This window comes from Pseudomonas sp. LBUM1673 (assembly GCF_059695645.1).
Window position 1 is genome coordinate 4,941,306 of sequence record NZ_CP166780.1, and the last position, 15,083, is coordinate 4,956,388.

At 47.1% G+C, this 15,083-nt stretch carries 15 protein-coding genes; 6 read left to right on the forward strand and 9 right to left on the reverse strand.

Annotation, left to right across the window (positions count from 1 at the left end; genetic code table 11):
- Positions 1 to 502: 502 nt before the first annotated feature.
- Together ACA044_RS22720 and ACA044_RS22725 are read right to left on the reverse strand one after the other, a co-directional pair.
- Positions 503 to 1,063, reverse strand: coding sequence for a DUF2971 domain-containing protein (locus ACA044_RS22720; protein ID WP_497447288.1), 561 nt, complete (start codon positions 1,061 to 1,063; stop codon positions 503 to 505).
- A 428-nt stretch (positions 1,064 to 1,491) separates the two neighbouring features.
- Positions 1,492 to 2,499 carry a hypothetical protein gene (locus tag ACA044_RS22725; RefSeq protein ID WP_497443377.1) on the reverse strand — a complete coding sequence of 336 codons (1,008 nt, stop codon included), beginning with the start codon at positions 2,497 to 2,499 and terminating at the stop codon, positions 1,492 to 1,494.
- A gap of 444 nt (positions 2,500 to 2,943) precedes the next feature.
- Here ACA044_RS22725 and ACA044_RS22730 point away from each other — a divergent pair, with 444 nt between their 5' ends.
- The 4 genes from ACA044_RS22730 to ACA044_RS22745 all read left to right on the forward strand — a co-directional run bounded on the left by ACA044_RS22730 (position 2,944) and on the right by ACA044_RS22745 (position 6,793).
- Complete coding sequence (locus tag ACA044_RS22730) at positions 2,944 to 3,372, forward strand: hypothetical protein (protein WP_497443378.1); 429 nt, start codon at positions 2,944 to 2,946, stop codon at positions 3,370 to 3,372.
- A 323-nt stretch (positions 3,373 to 3,695) separates the two neighbouring features.
- Complete coding sequence (locus ACA044_RS22735) at positions 3,696 to 4,856, forward strand: hypothetical protein (RefSeq protein ID WP_497443379.1); 1,161 nt, start codon at positions 3,696 to 3,698, stop codon at positions 4,854 to 4,856.
- A gap of 207 nt (positions 4,857 to 5,063) precedes the next feature.
- Positions 5,064 to 5,771, forward strand: coding sequence for a hypothetical protein (locus tag ACA044_RS22740; RefSeq protein ID WP_497443380.1), 708 nt, complete (start codon positions 5,064 to 5,066; stop codon positions 5,769 to 5,771).
- Positions 5,772 to 5,827: 56 nt separating this feature from the next.
- A complete protein-coding gene (locus ACA044_RS22745) occupies positions 5,828 to 6,793 on the forward strand; it encodes a hypothetical protein (RefSeq protein WP_497443381.1) in 966 nt (321 codons plus the stop codon).
- A 16-nt stretch (positions 6,794 to 6,809) separates the two neighbouring features.
- Here the strand turns inward: ACA044_RS22745 and ACA044_RS22750 are convergent, their stop codons facing one another.
- The 4 genes from ACA044_RS22750 to ACA044_RS22765 form a co-directional block, all read right to left on the reverse strand.
- A complete protein-coding gene (locus ACA044_RS22750; protein ID WP_497447289.1) occupies positions 6,810 to 7,208 on the reverse strand; it encodes a LysR substrate-binding domain-containing protein in 399 nt (132 codons plus the stop codon).
- A 470-nt stretch (positions 7,209 to 7,678) separates the two neighbouring features.
- On the reverse strand, positions 7,679 to 9,403 hold the full coding sequence (locus tag ACA044_RS22755) for a DUF2326 domain-containing protein (RefSeq protein WP_497443382.1): 1,725 nt from the start codon (positions 9,401 to 9,403) through the stop codon (positions 7,679 to 7,681).
- Complete coding sequence (locus ACA044_RS22760; RefSeq protein ID WP_497443383.1) at positions 9,396 to 9,635, reverse strand: hypothetical protein; 240 nt, start codon at positions 9,633 to 9,635, stop codon at positions 9,396 to 9,398. Before ACA044_RS22760 ends, ACA044_RS22755 begins: the two co-directional genes overlap by 8 nt.
- Positions 9,623 to 10,588, reverse strand: a complete 966-nt coding sequence (locus ACA044_RS22765; RefSeq protein WP_497443384.1) for an SMEK domain-containing protein — start codon at positions 10,586 to 10,588, stop codon at positions 9,623 to 9,625. The genes ACA044_RS22760 and ACA044_RS22765 overlap by 13 nt, the downstream gene beginning before the upstream one ends.
- Positions 10,589 to 11,199: 611 nt before the next feature.
- Here ACA044_RS22765 and ACA044_RS22770 point away from each other — a divergent pair.
- Entirely contained in the window at positions 11,200 to 11,406 is a 207-nt protein-coding gene (locus tag ACA044_RS22770) for a VOC family protein (RefSeq protein WP_497443385.1), read from the forward strand.
- Positions 11,407 to 11,912: 506 nt separating this feature from the next.
- Here the strand turns inward: ACA044_RS22770 and ACA044_RS22775 are convergent.
- A complete protein-coding gene (locus ACA044_RS22775; RefSeq protein WP_497443386.1) occupies positions 11,913 to 12,131 on the reverse strand; it encodes a hypothetical protein in 219 nt (72 codons plus the stop codon).
- Positions 12,132 to 12,511: 380 nt separating this feature from the next.
- Between ACA044_RS22775 and ACA044_RS22780 the strand changes: the two genes are divergently transcribed.
- Complete coding sequence (locus tag ACA044_RS22780; RefSeq protein WP_497443387.1) at positions 12,512 to 13,525, forward strand: hypothetical protein; 1,014 nt, start codon at positions 12,512 to 12,514, stop codon at positions 13,523 to 13,525.
- Positions 13,526 to 13,833: 308 nt separating this feature from the next.
- Here the strand turns inward: ACA044_RS22780 and ACA044_RS22785 are convergent, their stop codons facing one another.
- Positions 13,834 to 14,538, reverse strand: coding sequence for a hypothetical protein (locus ACA044_RS22785; RefSeq protein ID WP_497443388.1), 705 nt, complete (start codon positions 14,536 to 14,538; stop codon positions 13,834 to 13,836).
- Complete coding sequence (locus ACA044_RS22790; RefSeq protein WP_497443389.1) at positions 14,525 to 14,833, reverse strand: hypothetical protein; 309 nt, start codon at positions 14,831 to 14,833, stop codon at positions 14,525 to 14,527. Before ACA044_RS22790 ends, ACA044_RS22785 begins: the two co-directional genes overlap by 14 nt.
- Positions 14,834 to 15,083: the final 250 nt, after the last annotated feature.

The following is a 15,083-nucleotide window of genomic DNA, read 5'->3' on the forward strand; positions in this document are numbered from 1 at the left end:
ATGAGACCCGAGTGACGACCGACGCCAGACGGATATGAACCGTCTGGCGAAAGGCAAAGCCATCAATCAGATGCTTTTAAACGCTTCAAACTCGGGCTGCGTCAGCTTGATATTGATCTCGCTGATTTGGTATTCGCCGATGCCTTCGAGCAGTTACCCACCAAACTCACCACCGATTTCAGTGGAATGATCAGCTCGCCTCGGCGAGCTGTCTGTCGTTGGTGACGGCTCTGATTTCGCTGCCAACCAGCCCGCAAAGATATTCATCTTTCCAATTGGCCCATCCGCGCGGGCGAAGGTTAAACCCATGACGCCAATGATTTTGGCTAAGAGGTTGATACGTCCCGCCCAATTAGGCGAAGCGTAGCCACGCGATCAAAAAAGCGCGGATAAGTGGCAAGAAATCGATTGTATGCGCTCTTTCATTAGACACTAATAGTCATCGAGCAGAAGAGGCTTCGCTTCTGAATTTTCGTCCTCAATCGTTGCTGGGCAGCTTGATCTAGGACAGAACCCGATCCGAAACAAGTTGCCAGGAAGCATCATCGACGCGTAATTGGAAAACTTTTGGGCAGATGTCAGCGAGCTTTTTAAGCTCCAGTGGATCTTTCTGAAGGTGATTCCTCACTCCAAGGAAAATCTCCTTGATCGGCACTTGATGGTTGTATAAGTGAAGGCCATCGGGAAGATCGTCGCGTATATCAATCGCCCGCATAGGGTCGGCCTGGAACACTTGTACCTCTTCGAAGTAGCTGTGCGCAATTTTTACGACTCTCACTTCTTCTTCGTAAACCCAGCTTGCGTGCTTCGTTAGAAACAGGCGTCGGGCGAGCGCCTGCTGCTCGTATGATTGATCGCCCTCGGCACCTAACCCCCATTTGTAAACCTTTTGCAGCACCTTCATAGTTTCAGGCGTCATCACAAAAGGTGACTTCGTGTGGGTATAAATCACGTCGCCGGCTTCAGCAGGAATAAGGTTGTAACGAGATGAGTTAAGAAACGCTCCGCTTACGTCGTACCCAACAACCATGCCCGTGTGCTCCTGGCCATAGTGAGCCCACATTAATGGGTTTAGGGGGCTGCGGGTGAGGCTTAGGATCACCACTTGGGCCTTAAGATCTTCAACACGCTGCCTAAGCGTATCAAGCTTAATCCGGGCCCCTTCTCCATTCGAAAGTGCAGTCAGCTCAAATGGATCGTTGAAGTCCTTCGGCGTTCGGAAGCCAAGCTTACGGCTCTGAATAGCTCTAAGTCCGCTACATGCCCCGTAGTATTTGTAGAGAATAATAATCGGCCCTCCCTGTCATGTAATACCTAGCGCACCAGCCGACGCGATCACCTTCGACCGGCAAACTCAAAGGCTGAAAGAAGACATTTCTATGTGTTCATGAATACGGCAGCGAATCATTCCGCATCCCCACCAGTCCTTTTTCAGAAATTACCTTTTGGCACACCATTTCTCAAAGCGCGTTCAAAGTCTCGGGGGATGGTTCACGTATAGCGTTGAGAATCAGACTGAAGTCCGCCGATCAATTTTGTTATCAAGTCCAGCGTGTCACGTACGCTGTCCGTGCTGACAACAAGCCGCTGACCGGCTCTATAACGCGAGTCGCCGCTTTTCAAGACGTAACCATCATCGACAATCCCTTGCGTATGCGCGAGTAGGTGACGCTGCTGGAAGGCAATTTTGAGCCGATTCAACTGCTCAATAGATAAATGATCGCTGAAACCTTTGCCTGTCGCGGACCTCCAGAGTTCGTCTCCCTCAGCAAGGTTCTGAAAGGCATTTTTGCGGAATTTTGGAGAGGATGGAAGACCTACGAAAAGGGACTCCGCACACCTCTGGAAGGCGGTTACTGTGTTTTGAAGACCGTTCTCAATCAAAAGGCGCACTGTGTACTCACCAATGTCGCGATCCGCAATGGCAGCTCGTACAGCATCAAGCTGATCCAAAGCTCGCCCTACCCCGTTGGCGGTTTGACTAAACAATTGATCCGCGGCGTTGTGACCGCACGCCGGGCAAAAGTAAGCAGCCCCGATTACCGCATAGCAACAAGCACAGATGGGGCACGTGATCTTTAACTTCATCGGCTCCGTTGCTGCCGGAGGGAGCGGCACATGCTGACGCCGACTATCGACAGACATGGTCATCGAAATAAAACCATTAGGTCGCTGACGCGCATTCCATCCAATCGCATCCTGCTCCAACGCTACACCGATTCGCTCGCTGATCTGAGTGATCGCTGCCTGTCGTGCATGGGCAAGCTGCTCCTGGGTCCACCACTGTCCAGAGTCGGCTGTATGCGCACAATTGGGACAGAAAACTTCCTCATTACGAACTTTTTCCTTCCAATCGTCGCTACGAACTTTGAATTGGAACAAGCATTCTTCCGATGGGCACTCGCGATCAAAGAAGCCTTCCTCGTCATCACCTATAAGGACGGATACCGTGGTCTGCCCTTCTAACTGATGCAAAGCGCGTATGGTTTCTTCAAACATAACTGCCCCCAATTCCAGCACGTTGCGGCATGAGCTTCCATCCTAGGACCTCGGCATCACCAAAGCGAGCTTATCAAGAGACAGAAATGCAAAGGTATTTTCCGCCTCTCTTCAATATTGAGTAACGCACCGCATCAAAACACTCGCTTTTCTCATTATTTTTAAAATATTTTCGGCGATCTGAAAACCTTGAAATTGCAGGATGATTCGTCACTCCTAAGGCTCTAATCAGGGCATCAGAGCCTCGAAATGACCGCTCAGCTCTGAGCGATTTACCGGACGCACGGTATGATGTGCGCAACCCGCTCAATCTGGTCAGCGCCGACGCAGCCCCGAGTGACTTGATGCTCAACCTGCTGCTTCGCACCCTTCTCTACACGGGCCATCAGATGCGATCGCGAAGTCTCGCGAACGTAAAAACGACTTTTCTATGGTGAACATTTAATGCAATTTAAGAAATCTGCTTTCGTCGCAATCGCAATCGTGGCGTCCCTGATCATGGGGTGTGACTCAGGCCAGAAAATCGATCTCAAACGCGACATGAAAATCTCGGCAACGTTGTGGAATCGCCAGGGCACCCTCATTGGAAAGGATCTGACCGTTCAAACCGGCACACCTGGCTCCGAAAAGGATGACATTTCAACTGAGAATGCTCTGAAAAAGTACGAATGTAACCTCGCTGTTGAGCAGACGCTGGATGAAAAAACTCACCAATATGTTACAGGCCCGGCGAAGCTTGCTTGCGCTAAAGACATTGTTGAGATCCCCGCAGTTCTGATTGATAAAGATGGCAAAGCGGACGTCCCAGCGCTTGCTGTGGATCAGCGCATCAGTGTGAAATTGACAGAATCAACAGAGGTCAAAATCAAGTAACCCAAAAGCCCGACATGCTTCACATGAGCGCCTTCTCGCCTTGTAACAGCCGACCACTGTAAAAAATAACAAAAAAGGCGCATCCCATATGGAATGCGCCTTTGATTTTAGCGGTTTGTATCAGACAGCTACTGCTTCAACCATGTGGGAAAGATGACTATGTTTGACTTATCCGCATTTAGTGTTCCGCAGGTACGATATGGTTTCGCCCGACTGTGAACGCTCACACCAAGCGACTCCATACCTAAACCATTCTGGCGCACTCAGCCCGCCTAGCAGACTCATCAAATACAGGAAAGCTCTCAATGGCACAGGAGACCGGCATGAAGATACAAATCACCCCGCCGCGCTTACGCTCACAGTCCAATTGGCTCACATTCAATGAACTACAAGAGGCTGGCAACAATGACTGTTACGGGGGATCGGAATATCCGCTGTATTCTGATGTCGAGATTCATGGTGAATTAGATAACGGTTTAGGCCCATATGCGCTTCTCAATGCAAGTTCCTTTGGTCGACCTAAGGGCGCTAACATCGCCATCGTCCTTCGATATTTTAACTTTGAAGCTCCAGAACGTAGGAATTTGGCCGAACTCAAAACTGACGTCAAACTCTTTCACGGCGGAAGCCTACCGGAGGAAATCACGTCTCTGGCTTCGTTGGCGTTAGGAGTTCGATTGAAGGCTGGCGATGCAAATCGCTACTTTGATGGAGGTGACCCCCTTGGGCGCTATATGGCCCACAGCTCCCGGCCAGCACCATCACTCTCGGTAAATCATGGTCTTCCGCTAATTCCCATGCCTGAGCATGTGCTTCTGAACGACATCCAATCACGCTTAGCGACCATACCGACAGTGAAAGCCAAACTTTATACCGAGCTGGTTAGGTCGGCGCGGGCCTATCAAGATGCGCTCTGGATTTCAGAAAGTGAGCCCCATCTAGCTTGGCTACTATTTGTGTCCGCACTCGAAATTGCCGCGAACGCCCAGTTCTCTTCTGCTGGATCGTCGACCGAAAACCTGAGGGAGCTTATGCCCGAACTGGCCACAATGGTCGAAGCATCAGGTGGGACGGATTTGCTGAATAAAGTGGCGACGGATCTGAAGGGGCTGTTCGGTTCCACCAAGAAATTTCTCATGTTCTGTGAAGCATTCATGCCAGCAGAGCCGCCTGACAGACCCAGCTTGGATTGGATGAAGATTGAGTGGACCTGGGATGCCTTGTTGCCAATCCTTAAGAAAATTTACTCACTCCGCTCGTACGCATTGCATGCTGGTATTCCTTTCCCTACGCCGATGTGTCAGCGCCCCCACCAGTGGGCTCAAGATACCGTACCGGCAGAGCGCGCTATTACCTCACTTGCTGTCCAAACCCTCAACGCCCAGTGGGTACCTGAAGACGCACCCATTGCCCTCCACACATTTCAGCACTTCACACGTGGGGCGCTTCTGAATTGGTGGGATCGAATTTCTATCACTGCTTAAAGGAGACGAGCATGCTCAAGCATGGAATGGATTGGTCTAACCTGGCTGAAGGTGGCCGCCCGCGGAAGACTGCAAAATACCTCTCAAGTAGATGTTTTGTTCTGCTCTTGTGCGCTGCTGCACCTGCAATGTGCTGCGACTGGAAGGTCTCGCAGAGGACGCAAACCGGCGATAGCGTGAAATAGCTTAAAAAGGAAAGTCAAACCAATGGGCATTGTGGAAAAAGATTCAATAGCAGAACAGGTGTCTCAACCTCATCCACCTGCATTTCGCCAATTTCTCCGAGTAGTGAGATTCGAGAGCATCTCGATCATCACCGTCTTTTTTGCCATGGTAGTAACCCGGGGATATGCCTACTTGGAAAAGGTGGATCTAATACTGGGTGTTCCTGCTTGGAGAGTGGGATACGACAGTTTGATATACGCGATATATGGCGGCCTTCCTTTCACGTTTCTCCTCACCGGAGTAGGTGCAGGTACCGCTTTAGCGCTCGCATTTCTTGGAGGTCTCGTCCTACTAGAAAAGCCAGCAGTAACGAAACCACCAGAGAAGCACTATGACCAAAATTCAATACGCTACCGATTACCTACCGCGCTTCCTCTACTGTTAGGCGCTTTCTTTGTCGGCCTATTCTCTATTTTGCTATGGCTCGTGATGGACTTCATGGTGAAAGATGCGCAAAAAAGTGCAATCACTGTTGCGTACGAGCTAATTGAAAAGTGTTCGGAAGCCACACTAGCACTGACAAACACAGATAAAGTTACCGGATGCATAGTCGGTGAGACCGACGACATGCTTTACCTTGTAAAACGAATAAGCAACGAAAATGACGTCATGAAATTCAGTAAAATCATGCAGCCAAAAATTGCTTTAGCCTCATCATCAGAACCAGCAGAACTGAAAAAACCGATGTAAAACCAACATTGACTTATTAAGACCCCAGCGATGTTCAATATAGGATGATAGCGTCGATGAACAGTTTCTCAGGTGCTCCAGAAGAATTGGCCGAAAAAATCACGTTCGAACTGGAAGCATTGGACTATCTACGTCGCGAGCTTTTTGACCAGTCCGAGCAACCAGATAGCAGCATGGACATCGTTTTAGGGGATGTTGCCGAAAACGGTAATTTGCTAGCCACAGTAAACGTTGTATTCACAGAAAGCATGTCGGCAGGCGCCGTGGGTGCGGCCCTGGCTCGTTTAAAACCTCTAGTGTTCAGTGCGTGCTTCAAGCTCCACGACATGCTTGCAGAATGGATATTGAGATCGAACGGTTGTATCGACTGGCCATTTCGTAAAAAAATCTCATCTTATCGTAGGCTCAAAACCTCAAATACGTTGATTGAACCTGACTTCTTTTTACAAAGGCCGGATGTCAGCGCTGCATTTTGGGGTATGTACGAATCTCTAGTGGAGTTTCGAAATCCAATTACTCATGGTGGAGGAACGAGAATCAATGAAGATGGCGCAATAGAAATCAAAAAAATTGGATCTTCGCAGATTTTCACCCACAGCGAGCTTGGTTCTTACATTAGAGCGATGTGTATCATTGCAAATCATTATGTAAACTTAGTCAAAATAGATATTCACCTAGAACGCCTACTAAACTTCGATTTATCGATTTTAGAAAAGCATCACAACATGATCTTCTTGGATCTCGAGACACCTAGATTTGCACGACTAAATCTTGAGATACCTGAACACATGCTCGAATGCAAAAATCCCATCAAGGCAACTTTCGACTTTGATACCCTTAGACAAAGGATGGTTGAGACCTACTCAAGTGATAATCCCTCGCGATTGTTTTACTCCACCTGCGTTAAGGTATCCACAACGGGACGGAGCGCTATGTGGGTATTTCCGATGGAGTCGACACCGTCGGGACTCGTCACACTAGCAGTTGGAGACGTAGCGCTTGATAAATACCTTGTAAATTAATCCCGCTTTCGAAAAATTAGCGTTCTCGTGCCGATAGAGTCCCTTTATCCTCTACGCCATAAAGTAGAGGATTTTCTCCCAGAGTCTCCTCGACGAAGGCGACGAACGCACGCGCTTTTGCACTGGCCATCCTTTCTGTCGCGAACACCGCCCAGAGATCCATGCAGGGCAAACGCCAGTCTTCAAGCACTGCTTTCACCTCCCCACTAGCCATCTTCGGCGCGAACATCCAAGCCGAACAAAGCGTCAGACCGAGATCGGACAAGACCGCCGTGCGTACACCCTCAGCAGCAGTGACCCGAATACGCTCTGACACGGTTATAGATTGCTCGGCGCTTCCTCGCGTAATCGCCTCAATTTTTCCAGCAATCTTCGCAAAAGCTGCACAGTTCGATGGGGATTGCCGAGTCGACAGGTCAACGGCTCACCCTGAGGCCCGGGAAAAGCAAATCCTCCAAAAAACGATCCAGCATTTCGCAACGCATGGTTTCTCAGGGAGTACTCGGGAGTTAGCACGTCAGCTCGGGGGCACTCAGCCTCTGCTCTACGGTAGCCCGCATGCGCTACAAGACGCCACTAAAGAGCTTGGCGGAATCGGTATAGAGATGCGCTGACACCTCCATTCGGTCGGCGGCTGATGACATCGTTGACTAACTCTAATCCATTCGAGCAGCTTAAATAGCTGATCGTTGACATCCCGAATGAAGCGAAATTTGCTGCATCCGAGAACGCCTCTGTCGGCTTTCTTTTCTATATCTAATCGATTCGATGATATTCACTTGATGCCTTATCGCCCACCTACCTTTTCAAGAGATGATCGATTTTCACTACCGCTAGGACCGTAATCCTTATTAACGTCGCCAGATGATTCTTACAACAAGAAAATTATTTTCTCTTCTTCGTTTCTTGATAATTAACCTTAAGAAACTTACTCTTCTTTGTAAAGCTAGCAATGGCAACCTCACGCAAGCTCCAGTTTAAATTATCAAAATCCGCCGGCCTGAATTTATCCTCGTTTATAGTAAGAACATATTGCTTCTTATTTAGCTGATCGCGCCTCGAATCAAGATAGTTCAAACTTTTAACTAATGTATCTTGATCCACATCAAAAATATTGTCATGGACTAAAAACCCCGGATGCCTATTAGATATTCTTTCATCTAATAATAGAGCGACATCATACATGAATACTTTTTCTCGCTCGTTACTATGACTACCATCATCGTGAATCCGCAATTCAAACCTAACAACCTCTTTGGTATTGAGAACCTCAATATCAAATGAACAATGCTTATTCCCTGCCACAAAATCGTGAATATCTAAAATAGATTCCTCTAAAGAGTCGAGAGTATTTGATGCTTCGAGCAAAGAAAATTTAAGATCAAGCAATCTGTTATTTTTCTGGATTACAGTTTCAGATTTTTCTATCTCAAACTTTGCGTAGTTTTTCATCCATGCGGACAAAGACGAAAGATCTTCTACTTTCCGCTGATGGACAGCAATAGTCTGTTTTAGATTTTTGAGAATACCGTTATGATCTAAGAGAGAAATGCGGTCTTTGTATTGCTTATCCAACGCAACCAAATTTTTTTCGATCAACTTTAGATCATTTGAAATCTCAGATCGCTTTCCATCCAATATATCTTTCTGAAAATCATCAATTTTTCTCTTAAAACTAATTACCTCATCAAGCTGCTTTTTTATATAGCTTCCAAGCCCATCGCTAAACTGGTTATATAACTCTACTATTTCCTCGTCAGCGATGTAGGAATCGCCATGAAAAACCCGAATTTTTGCAAGCTCATGCTTCAATGTGACTTGCCGAGCCCTAGCCTCATCAATGGTACTTTCAAGATTGAGAATTTCGTCTTTAACAATCTCGTACCCTTGAATATTTTCAAGGGCGTCAATTTCTTCTTGTATCTTATGTACCTGACTTGTTAACTCGTTAAGTTCCGCCTTCGCCTCAGCAAAATTCTTACCCGTCAGAGTCTGAATATTCTCCTTTATCTTCGCCGTCGCCGCTCTAATCTTATCTAGTTGCCCCCAAAGAAACTTGACCTCCTTATAGGGTTTAGCATCAATATTTAAAAGATATAAATGCGGAGAGTAATCAGCGGGAATTCTCTTATTGGTATCATGGCAAAGCACCAAAGACTTGAACTCTGATCGTTCGTCGCGAATAAGCGGTCCAAGCATGGACCTGAATGAAGGAGCATCGTCAACATCTGGCCTTCTGAATTCACTGTTGAAAAATTCAGTCGCGTCTTCTAGCGACGAGAATTTTGTAACGAAATCTGGGCCGTATAAAGTTGGATTTTGATGACCGGTCACACTTCTTTTTATTACAAACTCCACCTCATTATAACTAAATTTTAAACATATTTCAGTATCAGGATCAAACGTATCTTTTGGAACAAGCGAAATTCGTGACTCTGCGAGTTTCTTTAAAAGTGCAAAATTGAGAAACTCAATGGCTAGAGACTTGCCAACGCCGTTGGTTTTTATGCTCCCCTCATTCGCTTCTCCTAAGATTAAATTTAACCCCGGCCTAAACACTATTGGCTTGAACGTCTCAGGCTCACTGTACAACAACATCAACTTAAACATTATTTAGACTCACATATGGAGCGTGAAATTCGATCAACCCTAAAGAATAAAGAAACAACATTCCATAATAGACCCCTCTAACACCTGCTTTATCTCTCTTTTTAATTTCCCTTGCCAGTTCAAAGATACTTACTCTCGATAGCTCTTTTTCCTTAAGTAGCTTCAATATCGCAAAACCAATTACTGGTGCTGATGTAGCCAGGTCATCATCTTTAGATATTAGGCTGGGCATGATATGACCTTATTCGGGAATACGTTGCATTGAATCAACTGGTCAACGATGTAAAACTCCACAGCCCGCCCATCAAACTCGACCTGGTTTTGACCGAGAATGGAAGTAAAATGCGAGACAATTTTCTCTAGAGCCAATTTTGGATTGCCATCACATTGGGTTAACACCTTGTCACTGTACGCCCTCAAATGCGCACCGGCTTTCCTTAATTTCACCTGCCCAAGGTCGGTATTATCCTTCACCACCTTAAGGATTGCGCCGTATTCGATAAATAACCGTGTAAAATTATCCTTCAGATCTTCTGCGTGATCAGAGAATCTTCTATTTATTTTTTCATCGGGAAATGGCTCTTCGAGAAATCCATTCCCAGACTCCGGATGATTGTCATCGCTGATATACTCAATCAAACGAAGAATTGTTGTAACCTCTTTGGGTATTGATGCCCTAGAACTCAGGGTAATCTCTCGATCAAGAAATTCAGATACCACCTTTATTTTTTCAGTGGGCAAGTCAGATATTTTCTCAAGCAGATAACCTACATCCCAAACATCTTTAACTGTATCTAAACTCCAGCCATCAATTTCAATAAACGGCTCTCTATACTTTTTCTTACTTGCAATATTTAAGACAATCAAAGAACTGTATTTTTCACCCAAGCCATACTCTACAAACTTCGCTATGGTCTTTTTGATTTTTTTTACGTCGCTAGAAGATGTTACCTGAATCGCTATTTTAAGGACTTCGTCACCCAAATCAATTGCAGCTGCATTTAAATCTTGTACATTTATATTTTTAAGGTTGTATCCCAGCAGCAAATTTAATAGATCTCGATAAAAATTTTCAGAGTATATGTTTATATCGGTTAAATTCAGACGACTATATAATTCGACCTGAGACTTTATCCAACCCAGCTTATCAACCACATTACTAATTAGTGATCTTCGATTCTGCATCTTATTCGCTTCTAATCCATTATTTGTGATGCAACTCGGCTTAAACTTAATAAGTCATTGAGGGATGCGTGAAACCGCCAGCTTTTGGTTCAGCCTCTAAAATTGAACACAACAAGCCAGATCCACGATCTCATCAAACATGCGCTGATTGCAGCATAGGTAGCCTCCATACTCACCAGGAGAGTAACTGTCGCATTGCCACCATCGGCTGGCAACCATTTTGTACATCGAATTCGGACTTCTCGGCACAGCCTCCACAGGCCTCAAAATCCTGAATTAGAGTATGCGGAGTTCAATTTCTCGCCGGACCAATTGAGATTTACTGAGTGAAAGAAGAAGCATAGCTGGATGAAAATTTGGTCCTTAAATCTATGAGTTACGCCTACTTCACACGAGAGAAGCTCCTCATCGTTTCCCACCACCCACCGCCGTCGATCCGTAATTGACACTTTTCAGTTTTCAAAAACCCTTTTCGAACCAGCGTGTTAACCCCACATCGCGTCGTGTAATCTCCAAACCCGAATTTCTCCCTCTCCTACCCCCTTTACTTGGCTCACGGCAGGCCCTGCTATTTATCGAACGATAACTACGAGAACAAGCAGGAGACCTCCATGCCCGTACAAAAGCTCGCTCATTGCTCGATCCGGTCGTTCGACCTCGAAAAACCCTATCGCTTTTACGAGAAGATCCTAGGCTTCAAGCCCGGCTACCGATCTCCTTTCGACTTTCCCGGCGTCTGGCTGTACATGGCAGGTGATGAAACCGATTTCGGAACGGTCCACATCACTGGCATCGACCCACGAATCCGAAAGGCCTGAAGAAGTACCTGGGCGATAAAGAAACGCCCCTGACCGGCACCGGCACCGTCGACCACATTGCGTTTTTGGTCACAGGCTTGGCCGAGTAGTGGAATGTGTTATGCGGACTGGGCTCTGACCATTCGGACCGCCAACGCTAAGGGAATCGTTGGCATAGGTTGAAACGGAAATCAGTCCGTAGTGGCGCGCCTCGGCTATGTGAGTTTGTGCATGTGGGCCCTCTAAACTGCAAAGGGCCCATCTGCCTCACCCGCTCCGCCCCTAAATGATTTAAAGCGCGAAGTCGGAAAGCAACGAATAACGATGAGGAGATAATTGGCGACTACCTTCAAATCGGGATTCGCGCCTCGCAGCTTAGGTCAGTGGCAGCCTTGTTAGGCAGCAATCGGATTTCTACCTTTCCCCTCCGTCCGCTGTGCTTCGCTAACGGCCCATGTGGCCAGACGGCAATTGACCGGTCTGTGTAGATCGTCGTTGCGACGCCTGCTGGTCAAATCGGATGATGCCTATAACTGCCGTAATCTCATGATGGTGTCTGTGATGCTTTGAGCATTCGTGTCTAGCGTTTCCAAAGCCGCAATTGCGTTAGCGGCGACACTCCCCACTCCATTCTCTGAGAGCCATTTCGTAATTTCCTCAATGGCCGCAGCAATGGCGTGCTGGTTGTACAGGAGCATTGTGAGAGTGTCCGCTATATATATGTTGGTTTCAGAGTTGTCTGGCATGAATCTCGTCCTTGAATAATCGATGCTGGAAGACTAGCTGAACTCGCCGTTGACTGGGGCCACGTCTCCAGATCACTCACACTCGGACAGTCGCTGACCTGAACGCTCCAAATGCACCTGAACTGACACGCCCCCTCAGCGACCATTAAGCGTAATGAGGGGCTGAAGCAGTCATCCAGAATCGCTTACGGAATCAGAACATTCATTCGACGTCGCAGGCGCGTCGGGATCAAACTCAGGCATATTGATCAGCGTATCGGGCGGTCACAAAGACCCGTTTTTCAAGATCAATTGCGAGGCTCTGTACGAAAAATATTGTCGCGACATCGTGTCCGACCTTTTTGGGCGGATCCATATAATCATCGAGAGGAGATTTTCAGGTGACGCAGGATAGAGAGCATCCCCTTGTAGAACTGATGTCTATTGCGGCCAAAGCCGGTGTAGGGCTTTTGCCTGGAGGCGGGCTGCTCGCTGCTGGCTATGAAGGCTTGCAGCTTTTGAGTAAGCAGGCAGCTTTACAGATGGAGCGTCGGACTGAAAAGCGCTACGAAGAATTCATCAAGAATGTCTTTGAGGGTGAGGTCACACCAGAGGTTACCCAACATCTCACTGCTGATGATTACACCGCGCTCCTTTCGGGCTGCATGAACGATATGGAGAACGAGAAAGCTAAATACTACGGCCGTTTGGCGGCTGCGATCGGTAGAGGTGAAATCAAGAGTGACAGCCGACGATTCATGATTATTACACTTAACCAACTGTCTGAGCTTCAGCTTCAAATGCTGCGAAAATCTTTCATAGCCTCTAAGTTTTCGTTACGCCCTAGCCAGGGTAGCGGGCAGTTGGATGCTATTCAGATATTGCAGATCAGTGATCCAATCCATAATCATGAGTACAAGGACCTCGTCAACAGGTCTCTCTACATCGCTGACAAGCTCTCAGATTTAGCAAAAAATCTAGTAGAGGCTTGTTTCGATCCTCAAGAGCTTCAGCCAGCAGCCATAGGTCATTTGGAGTGGTATCCCAAAATAGTGGATATTATTTTCGACTCGAATCAGACTGAGTTAGTCTTTTCGTTGATTAATGCTTGTTGGGCGTCGGCGATTCGTTCGTCAAACCGGGGGGTTCAAATAATTGATCGACCAGTTCTAGCCCACTTCGCTAGTCCACGCATCATGATCATGGGGAGCGATGCTGAACCGAATTATTTACCGTCCTTGAAGGCACGAATGAAAGATAATGACGTTCTTTTCGTGTGCTATCACAATCACGAACAACTCATTCGTGCCTATTACCCGGACAGCACAGTTATCAATGCTTATGGTTTGTCTACGGTCGAGATCACTGAACAAGTAATGAAGCTGATCAAAACAGCGAACGGTCTGTCTATTTAACTGATTCCTGGCTATCGCTGATCAAAAACAGCCAATTTGTAGGCCATATAGTTGGCTTTTCATAACTGGTCTAGCTCCGAGGAGCCAGCGATACTGAACCGTGGCAGAAGACGTGTCCTTTGTGCGGGTAAGCCTTGCCGCTGTGTAACTGTAATGCCCCCTTTGGGTCGGACAGTGACCTACACTCGTAGTGACTGATCCACCATTGTCCAACCCCAACGAGGAGGACGAATCATTTCTGACCTTACTGGTCCGAAAACGCTACCCGAAATTACGGGCTCGCACCCGGCCCCGGGGTATCCGCTAACCTACCCAGCCTTCGGAGAATTTTGTTTCTTATATTCTTCGAACTGTTCCTCGGAGTTAATGTTTTTGCGATGAACATCTGCGTGGGTTTCTGGATTGAGGTTTCGACCTTTTGTCGGATCTAGCGAGTCTTCCGGATCTGTATGCAGTTCTTTCGGATTCACGTGATGGAAGGCAAAACCCTTTTGAGCAGCTTCTCCAGTGACTTCGTCCACCATGACATTTCGCTCAGCGCGCAATGTAGGTAGCGTTTTAGCGCTGAAAGCGTCGAGCTGCCTCCTGGCCTCCTGGGCCTGAGGTGAATCCGAAATCGTGAGTAGAGAGTCGCGAGCGTATTGAAGCAAGGCTTGCTTGCCGGCATCGCGAGTCTCCTGAGCTTTTTTATCTGCAAGGCCTACAACCGCTGAACTATGCGCATACTGCTCCCCCCCAAAGGTGCGCGTATCTTCCTCGTCAATTTGATTAACGAAAATGAAATGAGCCTTGGCTTTGGTCGTTTGGAACACCGTAGGAAAAGCCTGCTTAGGGACATAGAGGACCCCATTAGTACCCAGCGTAACAAAATCACTTATCTGGCTATCAACTTGGTCATATTTCTCGATCGGTACAAGGTCATTTCTTCGCTTTGGCTTAGGGTAGTCGAAATCTAAAGGCTTCAGAAGAACTGGCAACTTGCTGGTTGACGGAGAGTCATCATTCTTCGCCATTATTCTTCATCCCTTCGTAAAGCTCATTCAATTTCGCCGTAGCTTCACCAGCTTCCGGATGTTTACAGTAGTCAGGGTGAACAAATTTTATTATAGAATTTCGCCATTCTTTTGATTTTTTTTCCGACTCGTATAATTCTGGCGTAATGCTTAAAAGTTTTGCGCGATTTCGTCCATCAAGGTGCACCAAAACGAAGATAAAAAAAGCCGAATCTGAGGAAAAGTAATTGCTGACTTTGAAGCCCGCTTCTTCCGAAGGCATTTCGCCGTCGAGGGTTGTGGCACTTTCTGTCATAAGTAATTCCTCATAATGATCAGATAATCTCCTTGCACATAAAGGCTCGGTGAGGAGCAATGGAGGGCCACGGTAAACTCTCCCTGTCAGCTGAGAAAGTCAACTAAAAGGGTTCTCGTCGAGCTATATCTATTAGGCGTACCAACGTAACCGCCTTGATCTAGCAAGCGACAACCAACGCACGTGAAACAGGCGAGTCTTCGATTCGGGTCGATTCCAGCCCCCCGTGACGGGCAGAAATCGGCCAGGA

What these genes read in the sequence shown, in the direction of transcription:
- ACA044_RS22730 (WP_497443378.1), top strand. Translation starts at nt 2,944, where the DNA reads ATGCAATTTAAGAAATCTGCTTTCGTCGCAATCGCAATCGTGGCGTCC.
- ACA044_RS22745 (WP_497443381.1), top strand. Translation starts at nt 5,828, where the DNA reads ATGAACAGTTTCTCAGGTGCTCCAGAAGAATTGGCCGAAAAAATCACG.
- ACA044_RS22785 (WP_497443388.1), bottom strand. Translation starts at nt 14,538, where the DNA reads ATGGCGAAGAATGATGACTCTCCGTCAACCAGCAAGTTGCCAGTTCTT.
- ACA044_RS22725 (WP_497443377.1), bottom strand. Translation starts at nt 2,499, where the DNA reads ATGTTTGAAGAAACCATACGCGCTTTGCATCAGTTAGAAGGGCAGACC.
- ACA044_RS22770 (WP_497443385.1), top strand. Translation starts at nt 11,200, where the DNA reads ATGCCCGTACAAAAGCTCGCTCATTGCTCGATCCGGTCGTTCGACCTC.
- ACA044_RS22735 (WP_497443379.1), top strand. Translation starts at nt 3,696, where the DNA reads ATGAAGATACAAATCACCCCGCCGCGCTTACGCTCACAGTCCAATTGG.
- ACA044_RS22790 (WP_497443389.1), bottom strand. Translation starts at nt 14,833, where the DNA reads ATGACAGAAAGTGCCACAACCCTCGACGGCGAAATGCCTTCGGAAGAA.
- ACA044_RS22740 (WP_497443380.1), top strand. Translation starts at nt 5,064, where the DNA reads ATGGGCATTGTGGAAAAAGATTCAATAGCAGAACAGGTGTCTCAACCT.
- ACA044_RS22760 (WP_497443383.1), bottom strand. Translation starts at nt 9,635, where the DNA reads ATGCCCAGCCTAATATCTAAAGATGATGACCTGGCTACATCAGCACCA.
- ACA044_RS22765 (WP_497443384.1), bottom strand. Translation starts at nt 10,588, where the DNA reads ATGCAGAATCGAAGATCACTAATTAGTAATGTGGTTGATAAGCTGGGT.
- ACA044_RS22755 (WP_497443382.1), bottom strand. Translation starts at nt 9,403, where the DNA reads ATGTTTAAGTTGATGTTGTTGTACAGTGAGCCTGAGACGTTCAAGCCA.
- ACA044_RS22775 (WP_497443386.1), bottom strand. Translation starts at nt 12,131, where the DNA reads ATGCCAGACAACTCTGAAACCAACATATATATAGCGGACACTCTCACA.
- ACA044_RS22720 (WP_497447288.1), bottom strand. Translation starts at nt 1,063, where the DNA reads ATGTGGGCTCACTATGGCCAGGAGCACACGGGCATGGTTGTTGGGTAC.